Here is an 18,992-nt window from a genome sequence, read left to right as displayed (position 1 = left end):
CGCTACGCCGGCTTCTCCTCCAGGCGCGGGAACAGCACCGCGCCCTTCGTCACCGTCGCGCCTACGGGCAGTACGCCCCAGGCACCCGCGTCCTGGACCCTCTGGTCGGCCAGCGCGCCCAGGGACTCCTCGGCGCCCAGGGACTCCCAGAGCCTCTGCGAGGTCTCCGGCATCACCGGGTTGAGCAGGACCGCGACCCCGCGCAGGGACTCGGCGGCCGTGTACAGAACGGTCGCCAGACGAGCCTGGCCCTCCGGGCTGGTGTCCTTGGCCACCTTCCACGGCTCCTGCTCGGTGATGTAGCCGTTGACCTGCTTCACGAAGTCGAACACCGCCAGGATGCCGGACTGGAAGTCCAGCTCCTCACCGATGTTCCGGTCAGCGGTCGCCACGGCCTTCGCCAGGCCCTCCCGCACGGCCCGCTCGGCGTCACCGGCGGCCGTCGCCTCCGGCAGCGCACCGCCGAAGTACTTGCCGACCATCGCCGCGACCCGCGAGGCGAGGTTGCCGTAGTCGTTGGCCAGCTCGGAGGTGTAGCGGGCGGTGAAGTCCTCCCAGGAGAACGACCCGTCGCTGCCGTACGCGATGGCCCGCAGGAAGTACCAGCGGTACGCGTCCACGCCGAAGTGCGAGGTCAGGTCCTGCGGCTTGATGCCGGTCAGGTTGGACTTGGACATCTTCTCGCCGCCGACCATCAGCCAGCCGTTGGCGACGACCTTGCCGGGCAGCGGCAGGCCCTGCGCCATCAGCATCGCGGGCCAGATCACCGAGTGGAAGCGGAGGATGTCCTTGCCGATCAGGTGCACGTTCGCCGGGAACGTACCGTCGAACTTCTCCTGGTTCGCGCCGTAGCCCACGGCGGTCGCGTAGTTGAGCAGCGCGTCGACCCACACGTAGATGACGTGCTTGTCGTCCCACGGCACCGGGACGCCCCAGTCGAACGTCGAGCGAGAGATCGACAGATCCTGGAGACCCTGCTCGACGAAGTTCACGACCTCGTTGCGCGCCGACTCGGGCTGGATGAAGCCGGGGTTCGCCGCGTAGAACTCCAGCAGCTTCGGGCCGTACTCGCTCAGCTTGAAGAAGTAGTTCTCCTCCTTGAGGAGCTCCACCGGCTTCTTGTGGATCGGGCAGAGCTTCTGACCGGCGAACTCGCCCTCGCCGTCGATCAGATCGCCGGGGAGCTTGTACTCCTCGCAGCCCACGCAGTACGGGCCCTCGTACCCGCCCTTGTAGATCTCGCCCTTGTCGTACAGGTCCTGCACGAACTCCTGCACACGGTCGGTGTGCCGCTTCTCCGTCGTCCGGATGAAGTCGTCGTGTGCGATGTTCAGATGCTCCCAGAGGGGCTTCCACGCCTCCTCGACGAGCTTGTCGCACCAGGCCTGCGGCGTGACGTTGTTCGCCTCGGCCGTGCGCATGATCTTCTGACCGTGCTCGTCCGTGCCGGTGAGGTACCACACCTTCTCGCCGCGCTGGCGATGCCAGCGCGTGAGCACGTCGCCTGCGACGGTCGTGTAGGCGTGGCCCAGGTGAGGAGCGTCGTTGACGTAGTAGATGGGGGTCGAGACGTAGTACGCCGTCGCCCCCTGCTTCTCGGATCCAGTGGCCGCCATGGTCGAAATCCTAACGGCCAGATCAAGATCCACTCACATCGATAAACCGGGGGCCGTGCGGGCGGAGCGGCTGCCTCCGGTGGAGAGCCCGGCGCATTCGGTGGAGAGCTTTGCGAAACATCCGTTCCCGTAATGGTTCCCGTAGGAAAGTCGCATCCTGGGAGGGAGCGGACAAGCGTGCACGAGGCAGGGGACATCACCATGCGGGTACTGGTCGCCGAGGACGAGGAGATCCTCGCGGAGCTGGTCGCCACCGGACTGCGCCGGGCCGGCTTCGCGGTCGACACGGTGTACAGCGGGGACGCGGCCCTCGCCTACCTCGGCCTGCACGACTACGACGTCGTCGTGCTCGACCGCGACCTCCCCCGGGTGCACGGCGACGACGTGGCCCGCCGGCTGGTCGCCTCCGGCTCCCGCACCCGGATCCTGATGCTCACCGCCTCCGGCACCATGGAGGACCGGGTCGCCGGGCTCGATCTGGGGGCCGACGACTACGTGGCCAAGCCGTTCGAGTTCCCCGAGCTGGTCTCCCGGGTGCGCGCCCTGCGCCGCCGCAGCGCCAGACCCGTACCGCCCCAGCTGGAGCGCCACGGCATCAGGCTCGACACCGTACGGCGCTCCGCGCTCCGCGACGGCCGGGATCTGGACCTCTCACCGAAGGAGTTCACCGTGCTGCAACTGCTCCTGGAGGCCGACGGCGGCACGGTCAGCGCGGAAGAGCTGCTGGAGCGGGCCTGGGACGCCAATGCCGACCCGTTCACGGGCGCCGTGCGCGTCTGTATGAGCAAGCTCCGCGCCAAGCTCGGCGAGCCCGCCCTGATCCGTACCGTGCAGGGCGTCGGGTACGCCCTGTGAAGCGGCCGTCCCTGCGGCGGCTGGTGGACGCCTCGAAGCTGCCGCACTCGACGATCCGGACCCGGATCGCCCTCGTGTACGGCGGCGTCTTCCTGGTGCTCGGCACCGCCCTGCTGGCCACCGTCAACCTGGCCTCCCGCGCCGGCACGGAGACCGAGGCGCGCTCCATCGCCTCGTCCGCCGCCGTCGCCCAGCCCGGCTACGCGGTGAACGGTCCGCTGATCTCCCGTCGGCACCTGGGGCCGCCCACCGTCTACGACCTCACCGACAACGTCAGCAACGCGGCGGGGCAACAGCTCCTGTACTGGTCGGTCGCCGCCCTGCTCGTGATGACGGGCTGCGCGGTCGCGGTGGGCTGGTGGACCGCCGGGCGGGTGCTGCGACCCGTCCACGACATGACCGAGAAGGCTCGCCGGCTCTCCGCGCACACCCTGCACGAGCGCATGGCGCCCACCGGGCCCGACGACGAGCTCAAGGAGCTGGGCGAGACGCTGGACGCCCTGCTGGCCCGGCTGGAGAAGGCGTTCGACAGCCAGCAGAGATTCATCGCGAACGCCTCGCACGAGCTGAGGACCCCGCTGGCCACCCAGCGCGCCGCGATCCAGATCGGCCTGGACGATCCGTCCCCCGAGGACCTCGCACGCACCCGGCAGACCCTGCTGGACACCAACCGGCGCAGCGAGCGGCTCATCGAAGGGCTGCTCGTGCTGGCCCGCAGCGAACGGGGACTGGCCGCGGACGAGCGCGAGGCGGTCCGTCTCGACCACGTGGTCAAGGAGGAGGCGGCCCGCCGTCCGGCGGTACGGGGCGCGAACGGCGGCCCGGAGGGTCGGGGAGCGGCGGGCGGAGGACCGGAGGGGCGGGGAGCGGCGGGCGGAGGGCCGGAGGGCCCGGTGCCGGGCGGCGGGCCGGCCGTGAACGTCGTGGTGGCCGCCTGCTCCGTGCGCGGCAACCGGCTGCTGCTCGCCCAGATGGTGGCGAATCTGCTCGCCAACGCGGTCACGTACAACGTGCCGGGCGGCTCGGTGGAGGTCTCGCTGACCGGGAAGGGGGCCCTGCTGGTGCGCAATACCGGGCCGGTGGTCGCGGAGGCCGATATCGCGGGGTTCTTCGAACCGTTCCGACGGGGCGAGGGCCGGGACCGGATGGGCCCGGGGTCGGGCCTCGGTCTTTCGATCGTCCGGTCGATCGCGGTGGCCCACGGCGGTACGGTCACGGCGGTACCGGGCCCGGAGGGCGGCGGTCTCGCCGTGACCGTACGGCTGCCGGTCGATCAGGCGTCGGAGCCGCCCGCGCGCGCGGCGGTCCAGGCCGGCAGCCCGGCGAGGATCTCGCGGTAGAGCTCGGCGTCCGCGACCTTGCGGGGCGCGGGGCCCGCGTGGAAGAAGCCGGTGTTCGGGGCGTCGAGCTTCCGCAGGAAGTCGAAGCCCTTCGCGTCCTGCTCGCCGAAGGCGACGAACTGGAAGAACAGCGGCAGCCGCGCCGCCTCCGTGAGGGCCTGCCGGGCGGCCTGCTTGGCGTCCGGCGGGCCGTCCGTCTGGAAGATCACGAGAGCCGGGCCGGTGGCCTCGGTCTTCTCGTAGTGCGCGACGATCTCCTCGACCGCACGGTGGTAGTGCGTCCGGCCCAGGCGGCCGAGGCGCGCGTGCAGCTCGTCGACGCGGCCCTCGTGGCCGGAGAGCTCGATGGACCCGGTGCCGTCGATGTCCGTCGAGAAGAAGACGACCGGCACGGTGGGGTCCTCGTCCAGGTGCGCGGCGAGCGCGAGCGTCCGGTCGCCCAGGTGCTGGGCGCTGCCGTCCTTGTAGAACGGCCGCATCGAGCCGGAGCGGTCGAGCACCAGATAGACACGGGCGCGGAGCCCGGTCAGCCCGTGCGCCTTGAGCGCCGTCTGCGCCGCCTTGTACGGGGCGACGAGCTGCGGAGCACGCGACTTGACCCGCGCGAGCGTGGTGGCGGGCTTGCCGGGGGCGGCTTCCGGCGCGGTGGCGACGACCGGCTCCGGGGCGGCGAGGACGGGCTCGGGGGTGGTGGCGACCGGCTCCGGTGCCTCGGGGGCCGCCGGGGTCTCTGCGACGGCCGGCGTCTCTGCGGTCTCGGAGGCCTCCGTGGCTGCCGGTGCCACTGAGGTTTCGGGGGCCTGGGGGGCCTCAGGGGCGGCCTGGGGCGCCTCGGGGGCGGTCTCAGGGGCCTTGGCCTCCGCTGCTTCGGGGGTGGCTTCCGCTTCCGCTTCTGCTGCCGTCTCCGCCTCCGCTGCCCGTGTCGGCTTGGCCTGCGGCTCCGGTGCGGGCTCCGGGGTTTCGTCGAGGTCGAGGTCGATCGTGATCGGCTCCGGCGTCGACTCGGGCTCCTCGGCCTTGACGGGCTCCTCGGCGGCCACCGGCTTCTCGGCCTTGACGGGCTCCTCGGCGGCCACCGGCTCCTCGGCCTTCACGGCTTCCTCGGCGGCCACCGGTGCCTCGGGCTTCTCCGCCTTCGGACCATCTTCCGGGGCCGACTTCTGCGCGGGGACGGTCGGCGACGTCGGCGCGGCGGCCGCCTTGTCGAAGGCCTCCGCCACCAGGTCGGCGGCCAGCGAGCCGTCACGCTCCGTGGCATCGGCGGTGGGGGCAGCCGTGGACGTGGTGGACGGCGTCTCCGTGGCGGACGCGGAGGCCGCGGAGGGTGTGGAGGACGAGGTGGGGGACGAGGGCGAGGCCGGGGCCGGGATCGACGCCTTCGGCTCCGCCGCGGGCTCGGCCGCCGAAGTGGTCTCCGGCTCCGACTCCTTGGGCTGAACGCGCTCGGCCTGGGGCGGGACGGTGGCCGTGGTCGGCTCGTCCTGCTCCGTGCGGCCGAACACCTTACGCAGCAAGCTCCGAATGCCCATGGGCGAGGCCTTTCGCATGAGTTGGGTGCGGTGAATGTCCGACCTGGGTGAATTCATCCCTGGCCAGGACGGATACGTAAGGTTAGCGGCCGGATCCGGCCGTTCGTCGGTGCGGCCCACCCCTGCGTCAACCGAGCCGAAACCGTTCCCGGACCGAGTCCACGACGGTGCCCACCACCGGCCCCCAAGGGAACAGCGGTGGCCCGGACTTCACCCGCCGTTCACCGGGAGTCCCTCGGACCGCGTGGGGGCACACATACCGTCACGCACGACACCAGACGGAGGGAATCCACGTGCGCAACCTGCTGCCGTTCATCAGCTCGCATCCCGGTGGGCGTTCCGCGCTGACCTGCCGCTTCCGCTGCGGGGACGCCTGCTTCAAGGAGACGCCCAACAACAGCGACAACGAGTACGCCGGCGACATCATCGCCGGTGCCGTGTCGCGCCGCTCGATGATGCGCGCCGCCGCCGTGGTCACCGTCGCCACCGCCGCCGGCACCGCGGTCCTGAACGGCCCGAGCGCCCCGCAGGCCGAGGCCGCCGCGCTCGTCGGACACGGGCAGAAACCGGGCCACCCCCACAAACCGGCCCCGTCCGGTGCGCGTGGCCTGCGGTTCTCGCCGGTCGCGCCCAACAAGGACGACAAGGTCACCATCCCCGACGGATACGCCCAGAACGTGGTGATCCGCTGGGGCGAGCCGATCCTGCGCGGCGCGCCCGCCTTCAACCCGGACAAGCAGACGGCGAAGGCCCAGGCCGGCCAGTTCGGCTACAACAACGACTTCCTCTCCCTGCTCCCGCTGCGCGGCGAGCGCGGCCGGCAGGTCATGGTCGCGAACCATGAGTACACGGACGAGATCCTCATGTTCCGCGGTTACGATCCGGCCAACCCGACCCGGGAGCAGGTGGAGATCGCCTGGGCGGCGCACGGACTCTCCGTGGTCGTCGTCCAGGAGGAGCACCGCACCGGCAGGCTGGGGCCGGTCAACCGGCACCCGTTGAACCGCCGTCTGACCGCGACCAGCGAGTTCCGTATGACGGGCCCGGCCGCAGGCAGCACCCTGCTGCGCACCTCGGCGGACCGGTCCGGCCGCAAGGTGCTCGGGACCCTCAACAACTGTGCGGGCGGCACCACTCCGTGGGGCACCACGCTGCACGGCGAGGAGAACTTCAACCAGTACTTCGCCAACGGCAACACCGACATGCACAAGCGGTACGGGATCGGCACGAGCGCCACCGAGCGCAAGTGGGAGCAGTTCGACCGCCGGTTCGACCTGGCGAAGGAGCCCAACGAGGCCAACCGCTTCGGCTGGGTCGTCGAACTCGACCCGTACGACCCGGACTCCACCCCGCGCAAGCGGACCGCGCTGGGCCGGTTCAAGCACGAGGCGGCAGAGCCCCGGCTCACCTCCGACGGCCGTCCGGTCGTCTACATGGGCGACGACGAGAAGTTCGACTACCTCTACAAGTTCGTCTCCAGCAAGCGGATGAAGAAGGGCAACTCGCGGGCGGCCCGCGAGCACAACCTGACGCTGCTGGACGAGGGCACCCTGTACGTCGCCAAGCTGAGCGGCGACTCGCCGGTCACCGAGATCGACGGCACCGGAAAGCTCCCCAGCGACGGGGAGTTCGACGGCAGCGGCGTCTGGATCCCGCTGGCCACCGGCACCACGTCGCACGTGCCCGGCATGACCGCCGACGAGGTGTACGTCTACACGCGCCTCGCCGGTGACAAGGTCGGCGCGACCAAGATGGACCGCCCCGAGGACGTCGAGCCCTCGCCGCGCACCGGCCGGGTGTACGTGGCGCTCACCAACAACACGGACCGCGGCAAGGCGGGCAAGGCCGGTGCGGACGAGGCCAACCCGCGCAACAACAACAAGCACGGGCAGATCCTGGAGCTCGCGGAGAACTGGGACGACCCGGCGGGTGACGGGTTCGCCTGGCGGCTGTTCCTCGTGGCGGGCGACCCGGACGACCCGTCGACGTACTTCGCCGGCTTCCCCAAGGAGAACGTCAGCCCCATCTCCTGCCCGGACAACGTGGCGTTCGACGACCACGGCAACCTGTGGATCTCCACGGACGGCAACAAGCTGGACTCGCACGACGGCCTGTTCGGCGTGGCGACCCAGGGTGACCGGCGTGGCGAGCTGAAGCAGTTCCTGACCGTCCCGGCCGGGGCCGAGACCTGCGGTCCGGTCATCCAGGACCGCCGGGTCCTGGTCGCCGTCCAGCACCCGGGCGAGATCGACGGGGCTTCGGTCGAGAAGCCGGCGAGCGTCTGGCCCGACGGCCCGGGCAAGATCGTCCGCCCCTCGGTCGTCGCCGTCTGGCGCAGGGACGGGCGCGACATCGGCGTGTGAGGTCCGGTGGGCGGGCGGCCTTATTGCCGCCCGCCCACCGCCGGTCCGCATTACAGTCGGACCCATGGTTTCCGGTGACGCGCCGCAGGCGGAGGGAAGCGTCCGGGTCGACGTGTGGATCTGGTCGGTCCGGCTGACGAAGACCCGTGCCCAGGCGGCCGCCGCCTGCCGGGCGGGACATGTGAAGGTCGGCGGCGAGCGGGCCAAGCCCGCCCAGGCCGTACGCGTCGGTGACGAGGTGCGGCTCCGGCACGCGGGGCGGGACAGGGTGGTCGTCGTCTCGAAGATCGTGAAGAAGCGGGTCGGCCCGCCGGTGGCCGTGGAGTGCTTCGTCGACAACAGTCCGCCCCCGCCGCCCCGCGAGATCGCGATCCAGGTCCCCGTACGGGACCGGGGCACGGGCCGTCCGACCAAGCGCGACCGCCGGGAGATGGAACGCCTCCAGGGACAGCCGCCGGAGCGCTGAGGCCGCCACCCGGTGTTTCACGTGAAACACCGGGCCGGCCGCCCCACGCGCATGCCGGGGGACCTCTGCCCACGCGCATCCCGGACCCTCTGCCCAGGAGTGCCCCGGCCCTCTGCCCAGGAGTGCCCCGGGGCCGGCCCTGGTCAGCTCTGGTAGCCGACGCCGTCTCATCGCACGTCGGCCGCGGCCCGCCTGCTCCGCAGGAGCACCCGGGCCAGCACCGCACCCACCAGCAGGGCCGCACCGACCGCCAGCACCGCCCACACCGTGGTCCGCAGGGAGGCGGCCAGAGCGTCGACCACGGCGGCGGCCGCGTCCCGGTCGCTGTCCGGCACCTCGTCCAGCACCCGGCTCCGGCCGACCGCGACCAGCACCCGGAGCACGATCGCACCGAGCACGAACCCGGCTCCCACGGTCGCGGTGGCCCACAGCCCGGCCCGCGGCCCACGCCGTACGGTGGCGATGCCCACCACCAGGACGAGGAACACCAACGTGGCGACGGCCGGCCAGATGCTGCAGTAGCGGAGCCAGCGGAACGAGCTCCTGAGGTCGTCGGCCTGACCGGGGCCGAGCACGGTGATCTCCGTCCGCTCGACCGGGATCTGGTCGGCGAACGGCACGCCGTCACGGACCAGATCCTGTTTGACCTGATCGATCACCGGAGCCAGATCGATCGTCACGGCCTCCCCGCTGTCGCCGTCCAGGGCGGCTGCCACGGCCTTGTGGGCGGTCCGGTTCGCGGTGTCCCAGGCGTTCCCGAAGGCCTCGGTGGTGGTGAACGACCGCACGGTCTCGTGCAGGAACTCCCGGACCGTGTCCTGGAGCGGACCGAGGTCGATCTGCCGCATCGCCTCGTCGGTGACCAGGTCCGCGACGGTGCTCCGCACCGCTGGGTCGGAGGAGAGCGGCGACACGGCGGCGACGTACCGGTCGGTGTCGTCGATCTCCAGGTCGACCCAGGCGGAGAGCGCGCTCAGCGGCACGAGGACGGCGAGCAGAACGAGCAGGAGCGCCGAGAAGGCCGCGGTGGACGCCGGGATCGCCGAGGGAGAGGTCCGCACCCCTCCAGGGAATCCCGTACGGGGCCGGGCCGCTCCCAGCCGTGCGCCATTCGAGTTGCCGGGCGGCGCGGTCGGGTGTGCTCTGGAGGAACGGGGGGGCGTGCGACGGGGGCGACGGAAGGAGCTGTCCGAGATGGCCACACACGCAGCCATGCCCGGCCGAAGTGGTTCCCGCGCCCATGCGCGGCTCCGCCACCACACCCCCCTCGCCTGGGCGCTGCCCCTGGCGCTCGGCGTGGCCTACGGCTTCTACGCGGCGTTCATCCGTCGCGACGGCGGTCCCAGCACCGGCGGGCAGGTCCTGCTGGGGCTCGTCTCCGGTGTGGCTCTGGCGGTGCTCTGCTTCGCGCTGGGCCGGATCCAGCGCTCGCTGCCGCGCGAACTGCGGGCAGCCGCGTACGGCGCGCTGACCGCGTGCGCCATCGGCTTCCTGGTGAGCCTCACCGACACCAGCGTGCTGAGGTCGACCATTCTGGGTCTGGTGGTCGGGGCGGGCGTCCTCTGCGTCTCGTTCTACGTCTTCTACACGCGGGAGACCTGAATCCCGTCCGCCGTCCGGGGCCGGGTTCCGGTCCTTTCCGACCGTGTGCGCGGCCGCCAGATTCAATCTGGCGGCCGCGCCCCGGCGTCTGGCGCCCAAGAGGTGAGGGAGCGGAACGGGCCGGGCCGGAGGCCCCGGAGGCCCGGGAGGCGGCGGCGGAGGTCGCGGGAGGAGGAGCGAGTGATGACGACGGACGGGAGCACCGGTGCGAGCGCGGACGAGAGCGTCGGCGGGCGCCGGGGCGCGGGGAGCGGCCTCCCCCTGCGCGTGGCGGTGATCATCGGCAGCACCCGCGAGGGCCGCATCGGCGATGCGGTCGGCCGCTGGTTCATGGAGCGGGCCCAGGACCGGAGCGAGCTGGACCTCGCCGTGCTGGATCTCGCCGATTACGACTTCCCCGTGCACTATCCCGGGCGGGCGACCGAGCAGATGACGGATTTCACCGAGGAGATCGCCAGGGCCGAGGCCTTCGTCGTGGTCACCCCCGAGTACAACCGCTCGTTCCCCGCCTCCCTGAAGCAGGCCATCGACTTCGCGTACGAGGAGTGGCAGACCAAGCCGGTCGCCTTCGTGAGCTACGGACACGGTTCCGCCGGGCTGTACGCCGTGGAGCAGCTGAGGACGGTCTTCACCGAGCTGCACACGGTGACCCTGAGGAACGGGGTCGCGCTCGACTTCCTCCGGCAGCCGCTGGAGGGGCACCCTGGTGACACCGGCCGGGACCGGTCCGTGGGGCTGATGCTCGACCAGCTCGGCTGGTGGGGCTGGGCCCTGCGCGAGGCGCGCGCCGTCCGCCCGTACGTCTCATGAGCTCCCGGAACCAGACGCGGATCACCGACCTCCTCCGACGACCCACAAGGAATGGATCATGAGCACTGAACTGGCCATCGAGACCACGGGGCTGGTGAAGGTCTTCGGCGACAACCGTGCGGTGGACGGCATCGACCTCGCCGTCCCCACCGGCACCGTCTACGGGGTCCTCGGACCCAACGGCGCCGGGAAGACCACCGCCGTCCGCATGCTCGCGACCCTGCTGCGCCCCGACGGCGGCACGGCCCGGGTGTTCGGCAAGGACGTCGTGAAGGAAGCCGACGCGGTCCGCAGCCGGGTCAGCCTGACCGGGCAGTACGCCTCGGTGGACGAGGACCTGACCGGGGCGGAGAACCTCGTCCTGCTCGCCCGGCTGCTCGGCCACTCCAAGCCGGCGGCCCGCGACCGGGCGGCCCAGCTGCTCGATGGATTCGGGCTGAGCGAGGCGGCGGGCAAGCAGGTGAAGAACTACTCGGGAGGCATGCGGCGGCGCATCGACATCGCCGCGTCCATCCTGAACACCCCGGACGTGCTGTTCCTGGACGAGCCGACCACCGGACTCGACCCCCGCAGCCGCAACCAGGTGTGGGACATCGTGCGGGCGGTCGTCGCCCACGGCACCACGGTCCTGCTGACCACCCAGTATCTGGACGAGGCCGACCAGCTGGCCTCCCGTATCGCGGTGATCGACCACGGCAAGGTCATCGCCGAGGGAACGAAGGGCGAGCTCAAGGCGTCCGTCGGCGCCGGCACCGTCCATCTGCGGCTGCGGGACGCCGACCAGCGGGCTGAGGCGCAGCAGGTGCTGGCGCTCGCGCTGGACGCGGAGGTCCAGCTGGACCCGGACCCGGTGGCGCTGACCGCCCGGGTCGACGGGCAGAGCACTGAGCAGGGGGCCGCGGAGCAGGCGGGGCGTGCCCTGGCCGAGCTGGCCCGTCGCGGCATCACGGTCGACAACTTCTCGCTGGGACAGCCCAGCCTCGACGAGGTCTTCCTCGCACTCACGGACAAGAAGGGAGTGGCGGCATGAGCACCGCGACCGCCAAGACGGAGCTGGAGGGCGTCGAGCTCGCCGCACCGGACAAGGAACGCCTCTCGGCGCTCCTGGTGGGCCAGGAGCGCCCACCGAGGCCCAGCGCCCTGTCGGCATCGATGACCTTCGGCTGGCGCGCCATGCTGAAGATCAAGCACGTGCCGGAACAGCTCTTCGATGTGACGGCTTTCCCGATCATGCTGGTCCTGATGTACACGTACCTCTTCGGAGGGGCGCTGGCCGGCTCCACGGAGGAGTACATCCAGTTCCTGCTGCCCGGCATCATGGTGATGAGCGTCGTGATGATCACGATGTACACGGGTATCGCGGTGAACACGGACATCGCCAAGGGCGTCTTCGACCGGTTCCGCACGCTGCCGATCTGGCGGCCCGCTCCGATGGTCGGTTATCTGCTCGGCGACGTCCTGCGCTATCTGCTGGCGTCGGTGGTGATGCTCGCCGTCGGCATGATCATCGGGTTCCGTCCGGACGGCGGTGTGCTCGGTGTGCTGGCCGGTGTCGTTCTGCTGGTCGTGTTCTCGTTCTCGTTCTCCTGGATCTGGACCATGTTCGGGCTGCTGCTGCGCTCCGAGAAGTCGGTGATGGGCGTCAGCATGATGGTGATCTTCCCGCTGACGTTCCTCAGCAATGTCTTCGTCGACCCGAAGACGATGCCGGGCTGGCTCCAGGTCTTCGTGAACAACAGCCCGGTCACCCACCTCGGCACGGCGGTGCGTGAGCTGATGCAGGGCAATTGGCCGGCCTCCGACATCGCCTGGACGCTGGGCTGGTCCGGGGTGCTCCTGGTGGTCTTCGGCGCGGTGACGATGCGGCTCTACAACCGGAAGTGACCCGCGGCGCACGGGCAGGTTCGCCCGCCCGCCCGTGCGTCGCGGACGGGTCCGCCGCGTGCGTCCTTGACCTTCCCCGCAGGGGAAGCCCCAGGATCGGTCGGGCCGGGCGGAAGGCGCCCGGTACGAGGAGGTACGGGGTGGAACGCGAAGGCCGCGCGGTGGGTGCCGCGAGCGGAGAGCTGGTGACGATCGGGGAGTTCGCCCGGTTGTCCCGGCTCTCCGCCAAGGCGCTCCGGCGCTACGACGAGCTGGGGCTGCTCCGGCCCGCCCTGGTCGACCCGGTGAACGGTTACCGGTACTACGACCCGGTGCAGGCGGAGGGGGCCCGGCTCGTGGCGTGGCTGCGCAGGATCGGCATGCCCCTGAGCCGGATCGGCCGGGTCGTGGCGCTCGACGCGGGCGCCGCGGCCGTGGAGATCCGGGCCTACTGGGCGCGGGTGGAGGCCGAGACGGCGGCCCGGCGCGATCTGGCGATGTACCTCGTCGACCATCTGTCAGCGGAGGGCAGGGTCATGTCGCGGATACCGGATAACACGGGCAACACGGGCAACACGGGCAACACGTGGAGTACGTGGAGTACAGGGAGTAGGGGGAGTACGGGCAACACGGGAGACACAGGTAGCGGTGTGGGGGCGGCACCGCTCGTGATCCGGTGTGCGGCGCTGACCGATATCGGGGCGGTGCGTACGGCGAACCAGGACGCGGCGTTCGCGGGGCCACGGCTGCTGGCGGTCGCCGACGGTTTCGGGGAGGGCGGGGCCGAGGCGAGTACGGCGGCGATCGAGGCGCTCAAGCCCTCCGCGTGGGGCGTCCGGGAGGGTGCGCTGTCCGCGGCGGATCTGCTGAACGCGCTGGAGGACACGGCGGATTCCGCTTCGCGGGCGGTCCGGGACGCGGTCGCGTCCTGTGCGGCCCCGGACGGTTCGGGGACCACCCTCACCGCGATGCTGTGGACCGGATCGCGGCTCGGCCTCGTGCACATCGGGGACTCGCGGGCCTATCTGCTGCGGGGCGGGGAGCTGTTCCGGATCACGCATGACCACAGCCTTGTCCAGTCGATGATCGACGACGGTTCGCTGAGCAGGGAGGAGGCCGCTTCCCACCCGGGGCCCGCCCTGCTGTTGAAGGCGCTGGTCGGGGAGGCGCGGTCCGCCCCCGTGGCCGTGGCGAGCCGCCCCGACGTCAGCTTGCGGGAGGTGATGGCCGGGGACCGCTATCTGCTCTGTTCGGACGGGCTGTCAGCAGTGGTGGACGTGGCGGAGCTGAGGGCCGCGGTCATCGCGGCGGAGGACCCGGAGGAGGCCGTACGCCGGTTGGTCGGCCTGGCCCGCGAGGCGGGCGGACCCGACAACGTGGCGTGCGTCGTCGCCGACGTCGTCGAGGAGCGGAGGAGTAGCCGCGAAGAGGCGTAGCGGCTCGGGTCAGAGTCGCCAGTCGGGGGTGTGTTCGGGACGGTAGGCGCAGGTGGTCCCGGTCGTCACGGAGGCCTTCAGATGGGCTGCCAGCGCGGGGTGCAGGGTGTCCAGCTTCCGCAGGGTGTCGCGGATCCGGGCGGTGACCGTCTTGCGGGCCCGCTCGGTCTGGTCGCCCAGCCGGCGGGACCGGCCGCCGAGCCCGGCCGCGGTGCGGAGCTCGTCGAGGAGGGCCTGCCGCTCCCGGTCGTATTTCTCGACCCCCCGGGCGTCGTCCCGGGCGGCGGCTCGGTCTATCTCGGCGTCCAGCCGGGCCAGGTGTTCCTTGTAGCGGCGCTTGGCCTCCTCGTCGAGCACCGGATCGCCGCCGAGCTGCCCGGCGGCGATCACGAGGTCCCCGCCCTCGGGTGCGAGGAGCCGGACGGCAGGGACGTCGGCGCCGGGCAGCCCCAGCAGGCTGTGCAGGTCCCGCAGGCCCTTGGCGTCCGGGACGTGCACGGTCATCCCGGCCCAACGCAGCTGCCACACCGGCCCGTTCCGCCGGAACTCGGCGGACGGCACGGCCCGGGCCCCCGCCGACGAGCCGGCCGTGCCCCGGCCCGGGGCCGCGTCCGGGCCTTGATCCTGGCCTTGGCCTTGGCCTTGGTCCTGGTCCTGGTCCTGGTCCTGGTCCTGGTTCTGGGCCTGGGCCTGGTCCTGCGGGACAGCGGGACCGGAAGCGGTGGTGGTGGTGATGGTGGCTGGGCGGGGGCCGGTGGAGGCTTCGTCGATCGCGGTAGCGGTGGCAGCAAGGGGTGCCGTGGTGGGCGGGGCCGTGCGGAGGGCCGCGGCCTCGGTCTCGATGTGGGACAGGGCCAACTCGCCCGCCTCCCGCTCCACTTCACCGAGGAGCCGACGAGCCTGCCCGGCGTCACCGGCTGTCCCGTCACCGGCTGTTCCGTCACCGGTTGCCCTGTCACCGGCTGCCCCGGCCCCGGCCCCGTCCGCGTCGGCGCGGGCGAGCAGGGAGCGGGCCAGGCACAGCCGGGCGCGTACGGCCCAGGGGCGGGCGCCGAGGCGGTCCGAGGAGGCGGCGGCCTCGGTGAGCGCCGCCACCGCCGCGTCGTGGTCGTCGCGCGCGGCGGCGAGCATTCCGAGCCAGAGGTCGACGGGGCCGGCGATGTCGCACCCGTACAGCGAGACGACCCACTGGCCCGTGTAGGGCGTCAGCTCGTCCTCCGCGCGGGTGATGAGCCGCGGGTCGCGCGTGATCGCGGCTGTCTGGGCCAGCAGCCGGAGCCACAGCGGCGTGAACGTCCGCGGATAGGGTGCGGCGCGGTCCGCGTGCTCGGCGATCAGGCGCAGCGCGGGAGCGGCGTCGCCCTGCTCCGCCGCGGTGACCGCTTCCAGCAGCCCGGGATAGGGATACCCGGAGCCCGGAAGCTCGCCGAGGGTCTCCTCGGCCTCGGCGAAGTGGCCCTGGAGCAGGTGCATCGCCCAGCGCAGGTGGTACCCCATGAAGCCGAAGGAGTCGTGGTCGCCGTTCTCCTGGCTGAGTGCGTCGTCCTCCAGTGCGGTGGACGCCTCGGCGAACCGGCCCTGGAGGGAGGCGATCAGGCTGGCGTCGACGGCGACCCCCAGGGCGAACCGGGGCAGCCCGGTCAGCTCGGCGAGCCGGACGAACGCCCGGAACTGGTCGAGGAAGGCCGGGTCGCCCAGCTCCAGCAGGGTCACCCAGCGCATGGACGTCGCGTTCAGTTCCATGTCCTGGTGCTGGGTACGCCGGCCGACGACGGTCATCTCGTCGGTCAGCGCGAGCCGCTCCACCGCCGAGCCGAGACCCCACACGGAGTCGTGACGCGCCCAGAGCGAGAAGGCGAGCGCCTCGTCGTCCGAGCCGCTCCGGGCCAGCGCCATGATGTGGATGGCCAGTTCCTGGGCGAGCCGGTCGTCGGAGAGCCCTTCTTGGCCCTCCTTGCCGGTGATCCTGCGGTGCGCCTCGGCGAGGAGGCCCATCGTGGCCCCGCCGCGACCGCCGAAGGACCCGTCCCGGTGGATGGTGATCGCGACCCGGGCCAGCAGCTCCGGTTCGTCCAGCTCGCGGGCCTGGGCGACCGACCGGTCCAGCAGCCGCTCCGCCTCGGCCGTCTCCCCGGCGTGCCGGAGCTGTCCGGCGAGGTCGAGACCGATCAGCGCGGCACGCCGGAGGTCCGGAGCCCGGCCCTCCGCACCCGCCGGGCCCTCCGCACCCGCCGGGCCCGCCCCGGCCACCGCGAGGGCGCGACGGTAGTGGCCGACGGCCTCCTCGTCGGCCAGGCGTCCCGAGGCGTCCCGGGCGGCCGCCAGCAGCAGGTCGATCCGGCGGTCGCGGTCCAGGGCCTCGCCGGCCAGGTGGGCGTGCCGGGCGAGGTCGCCGGGCCGTACCGCTTCGCCGAGGCCGCCGTGCGCGTCCAGGGACCGTACGGCGGCGGCATGGCGCTCACGGGCCTCGGCGTCGTCCAGCGAGGCGTACAGCGTCTCGCGCAGCAGGTCGTGGGTGAAGGCGTACTGCCCGGAGGAGCGGGGGACGACGACACGGGCGACGACGGCGGGCTCCAGCAGCCGGTCCACGTGGGGGACCGGCGCGCCGTGCACGACGGCCAGGACCTGACGGCCGAACTCCCGGCCGAGCAGGGCGGCGCTGGTCAGCAGGGAGACGACGGGCTCGGGCAGCAGGGCGAGCCGTCGGCGGACCGCTTCCCGCACGCCGGGCGGAATGGTGGAGACCGGGCTCCCGCTGTGCCAGAGCCGGGCGGTCTGCTCGACGAAGAAGGGGTTGCCGCCGGTGCGCCGGTGGACCTCGTCGACCAGCCGCGGTGTGGGCTCGCGGCCCGTCGTCACCGTCATCAGCGCCCCCACTTCGTCCCGGCCGAGGCCGGTCAGGGTGAGGGTCGCGGCGGCGCGCGAGACCAACGGCAGGATCAGCTGCTGGAGCGGGTGCCCGGGGGCCTCCACCTCGACGTCCCGGTAGGTGCCGATCAGCAGCAGCCGCTCGAACCAGGCGTGCTGGGCGGCGAATTCGAGCAGGCGCAGGGAGGCCGGGTCGGCGCTGTGCAGATCGTCGAGGACGACCACCAGCGGCCGGCTCTGGGAGACCGTGACGAGGGCCGTGGTCACCGCGTCGAAGAGCCCGAAGGCCTCGGCCCCCTCCGGTGAACCGTCGCCCGGTGGGCTCGTGCCCGTTTCCGTGCCGGGCCCGCCGCCGTGCGCCCCGTCGGGGCCCGGACCACCGGCGGTGCCGGGGGCCGGCAACGTGGCGGGCCCCGGGCCGTCCGTACCGCCCATGGCTCCCCTGACCGGGGCGCCCAGGAGCACGGCGAGCCGGCCGCCCGACGCCTCCTGGGCCGCTGCCCACTCGGCCGCGGTGGCGGACCGGTGCAGGCCGCGCAGGATCTGGACCCAGGGCCAGTAGCCGGGGGTATTGTCCGAGTCCCAGCAGGAGCCTCCGACCACCAGCGCCCCGCGCCGCCGTGCCTCGTGGGCGGCGTCGGTGACGAGCGTGCTCTTGCCGATTCCGGCCTCGCCGGTGACCAGCACGAGACCGCCGTGGCTGTCCGTGGCCCGGGCGATCTCCGAGCGGAGAACGCCTGCGGGGTGGTCGCGCCCGAAGAGAGCAGGGGTCATGACCACACGATAGGAGTAGCCACTGACAACGGCCCCTCCGTTTCCTGACCGGGGAAACGGAGGGGTCGCGTGGGACCGGGGAGACGGCGCGGTCGCGTACGGCCGGAGGTGCGGCGCGGTCGCGTACGGCCGGGGAGACGGCTCAGTCGCGTACGACCGTCACCGGGCACGGGGCGTGCTGGGTGACGTGGAGGCTGACCGAGCCGAGCAGGGTGGCCTTCAGGCCGGTGTGGCCGCGGGCTCCCACGACGAGCAGCTCGGCGCCCTGGGCGCGGTCGAGCAGGGCCTGGGCCGGATTGCCGATGACCACGACCTTGGTGACTGCGGCGGCCCCCTCGGCGCCGAGGGCCTCCTCCAGCGCCTCGGTGAGGGAGACGGTGGCCAGGGCCTGCGGGTCGAAGTCCTCCGGCATGCCCGGCATCATCGACGCCCAGCTGGTGGCGGGGTACTCCCAGCTGTTCACGGCCTCCACCGAGGCGCCGGTCAGCTCGGCCTGACGCACCGCCCAGTGCAGCGCCTTGATCGAGGAGTCGGAGCCGTCGACGCCCACAACGATCCTGCCCATATCTGCCTCCAGCTCGGTACAGCTCGCGGTACAGCCCGGTAGATCCGTACAGCGCGGTCTGTTCTGTCCCGCTTGTACAGCGTTCGATCTCACTGTAGTCACATCGGACAAGTGTGGGCGGTTCGGGGTGAACCGCCCCCACGGCATCGGTCCAGCCCCACGGCATCGGTCCGCCCCCACGGCATCGGTCCAGCCGCACGGCATCGGTCCGCCCCCACGGCATCGGTCCAGCCGCACGGCATCAGTCCAGCCGCAGGTCCGCGAGCTGCTGCTCGAACGGGACGACCGCGTCCTCCCCGTCGTCCAGGCCCGGGGGCCGGGAGGCGCCGGAGACCGTACGGCCCAGGACCGCGGAGGCCAGCTCGCCGCCGGCGCGCCGGATCCGGGACGGCAGGCCCTCGGTGTACTCGTCGCCCGAGGAGCCCCAGTCCTCCGAGGCCGCGTAGACGGAGGTGGGCACGGTGACGGCCCGCAGGTAGGCGAAGAGCGGGCGCAGCGCGTGCTCCAGGACCAGCGAGTGCCGGGCCGTCCCGCCCGTCGCGGCGATCACCACGGGCTTGCCGGTCAGCGCGGTGTTGTCGATCAGGTCGAAGAACGACTTGAACAGACCGCTGTACGAGGCGGTGAACACCGGCGTCACGGCGATCAGCCCGTCGGCCTCCGTCACCGCGTCGATCGCTTCCCGCAGCGTGGCCGAGGGGAAGCCGCTGAGCAGGTGGTGGGCGATGTCCACGGCGAGGTCGCGGACCTCGATGACCTGGACCTCGACGTTCCGGTCCTGCTCGGCCGCGAGGCGCTCGCGGGCGGCGGCGGCCAGCCGGTCGGCCAGCAGCCGGGTGGAGGACGGCTGGCTGAGCCCGGCCGAGACGGCGACGATGCGCAGGGGGGTGGTGGCGAACATCGGG

Annotated in this window: 15 protein-coding genes; 9 read left to right on the top strand and 6 right to left on the bottom strand. The window is 72.2% G+C overall.

Annotation, left to right across the window (positions count from 1 at the left end; genetic code table 11):
* Positions 1 to 2: 2 nt before the first annotated feature.
* A complete protein-coding gene (metG, locus tag D581_RS0110680; RefSeq protein ID WP_018957221.1) occupies positions 3 to 1,616 on the bottom strand; it encodes a methionine--tRNA ligase in 1,614 nt (537 codons plus the stop codon).
* Between the two features lie 201 nt (positions 1,617 to 1,817).
* On the opposite strand from metG, the gene D581_RS0110675 reads away from it, so the two are divergent.
* Positions 1,818 to 2,471 (top strand): response regulator transcription factor, encoded by a 654-nt coding sequence (locus tag D581_RS0110675; protein WP_032752670.1) that lies wholly within the window; start codon positions 1,818 to 1,820, stop codon positions 2,469 to 2,471.
* Positions 2,468 to 3,811, top strand: a complete 1,344-nt coding sequence (locus tag D581_RS0110670) for an ATP-binding protein (RefSeq protein WP_018957219.1) — start codon at positions 2,468 to 2,470, stop codon at positions 3,809 to 3,811. The genes D581_RS0110675 and D581_RS0110670 overlap by 4 nt, the downstream gene beginning before the upstream one ends.
* On the opposite strand, the gene D581_RS0110665 is transcribed toward D581_RS0110670, so the two are convergent.
* Positions 3,745 to 5,340, bottom strand: coding sequence for a VWA domain-containing protein (locus D581_RS0110665; protein WP_078625772.1), 1,596 nt, complete (start codon positions 5,338 to 5,340; stop codon positions 3,745 to 3,747). The two genes, D581_RS0110670 and D581_RS0110665, sit on opposite strands and share 67 nt — an antisense overlap.
* A gap of 293 nt (positions 5,341 to 5,633) precedes the next feature.
* Between D581_RS0110665 and D581_RS0110660 the strand changes: the two genes are divergently transcribed.
* Together D581_RS0110660 and D581_RS0110655 are read left to right on the top strand one after the other, a co-directional pair.
* On the top strand, positions 5,634 to 7,703 hold the full coding sequence (locus tag D581_RS0110660; RefSeq protein WP_018957217.1) for a PhoX family protein: 2,070 nt from the start codon (positions 5,634 to 5,636) through the stop codon (positions 7,701 to 7,703).
* A gap of 64 nt (positions 7,704 to 7,767) precedes the next feature.
* Positions 7,768 to 8,169 carry an RNA-binding S4 domain-containing protein gene (locus D581_RS0110655; RefSeq protein ID WP_018957216.1) on the top strand — a complete coding sequence of 134 codons (402 nt, stop codon included), beginning with the start codon at positions 7,768 to 7,770 and terminating at the stop codon, positions 8,167 to 8,169.
* Positions 8,170 to 8,336: 167 nt separating this feature from the next.
* Here the strand turns inward: D581_RS0110655 and D581_RS0110650 are convergent, their stop codons facing one another.
* Positions 8,337 to 9,230 carry a hypothetical protein gene (locus D581_RS0110650; RefSeq protein WP_018957215.1) on the bottom strand — a complete coding sequence of 298 codons (894 nt, stop codon included), beginning with the start codon at positions 9,228 to 9,230 and terminating at the stop codon, positions 8,337 to 8,339.
* A gap of 133 nt (positions 9,231 to 9,363) precedes the next feature.
* Here D581_RS0110650 and D581_RS0110645 point away from each other — a divergent pair, with 133 nt between their 5' ends.
* The 5 genes from D581_RS0110645 to D581_RS0110625 all read left to right on the top strand — a co-directional run bounded on the left by D581_RS0110645 (position 9,364) and on the right by D581_RS0110625 (position 13,880).
* The gene (locus tag D581_RS0110645; RefSeq protein ID WP_018957214.1) at positions 9,364 to 9,771 is read left to right on the top strand and encodes a hypothetical protein; all 408 of its coding nucleotides are present in this window, start codon (positions 9,364 to 9,366) and stop codon (positions 9,769 to 9,771) included.
* Positions 9,772 to 9,954: 183 nt separating this feature from the next.
* Entirely contained in the window at positions 9,955 to 10,581 is a 627-nt protein-coding gene (locus D581_RS0110640; protein ID WP_018957213.1) for an NAD(P)H-dependent oxidoreductase, read from the top strand.
* A 58-nt stretch (positions 10,582 to 10,639) separates the two neighbouring features.
* Positions 10,640 to 11,611 carry a daunorubicin resistance protein DrrA family ABC transporter ATP-binding protein gene (locus D581_RS0110635; RefSeq protein ID WP_018957212.1) on the top strand — a complete coding sequence of 324 codons (972 nt, stop codon included), beginning with the start codon at positions 10,640 to 10,642 and terminating at the stop codon, positions 11,609 to 11,611.
* Entirely contained in the window at positions 11,608 to 12,465 is an 858-nt protein-coding gene (locus tag D581_RS0110630; protein WP_018957211.1) for an ABC transporter permease, read from the top strand. Before D581_RS0110635 ends, D581_RS0110630 begins: the two co-directional genes overlap by 4 nt.
* A gap of 140 nt (positions 12,466 to 12,605) precedes the next feature.
* Entirely contained in the window at positions 12,606 to 13,880 is a 1,275-nt protein-coding gene (locus D581_RS0110625; protein WP_018957210.1) for a MerR family DNA-binding transcriptional regulator, read from the top strand.
* Positions 13,881 to 13,889: 9 nt separating this feature from the next.
* On the opposite strand, the gene D581_RS0110620 is transcribed toward D581_RS0110625, so the two are convergent.
* The 3 genes from D581_RS0110620 to D581_RS0110610 form a co-directional block, all read right to left on the bottom strand.
* On the bottom strand, positions 13,890 to 17,522 hold the full coding sequence (locus D581_RS0110620; protein WP_032752668.1) for an AAA family ATPase: 3,633 nt from the start codon (positions 17,520 to 17,522) through the stop codon (positions 13,890 to 13,892).
* A gap of 142 nt (positions 17,523 to 17,664) precedes the next feature.
* Positions 17,665 to 18,087, bottom strand: a complete 423-nt coding sequence (locus tag D581_RS0110615; RefSeq protein ID WP_018957208.1) for a universal stress protein — start codon at positions 18,085 to 18,087, stop codon at positions 17,665 to 17,667.
* Positions 18,088 to 18,328: 241 nt separating this feature from the next.
* On the bottom strand, positions 18,329 to 18,988 hold the full coding sequence (locus tag D581_RS0110610; RefSeq protein ID WP_018957207.1) for an FMN reductase: 660 nt from the start codon (positions 18,986 to 18,988) through the stop codon (positions 18,329 to 18,331).
* Positions 18,989 to 18,992 lie beyond the last annotated feature (4 nt).

This window comes from Streptomyces sp. CNB091 (genome assembly GCF_000377965.1).
The sequence above is the reverse complement of the archived record's forward strand: the minus strand, read 5'-3'. Positions and strand labels throughout refer to the sequence as shown.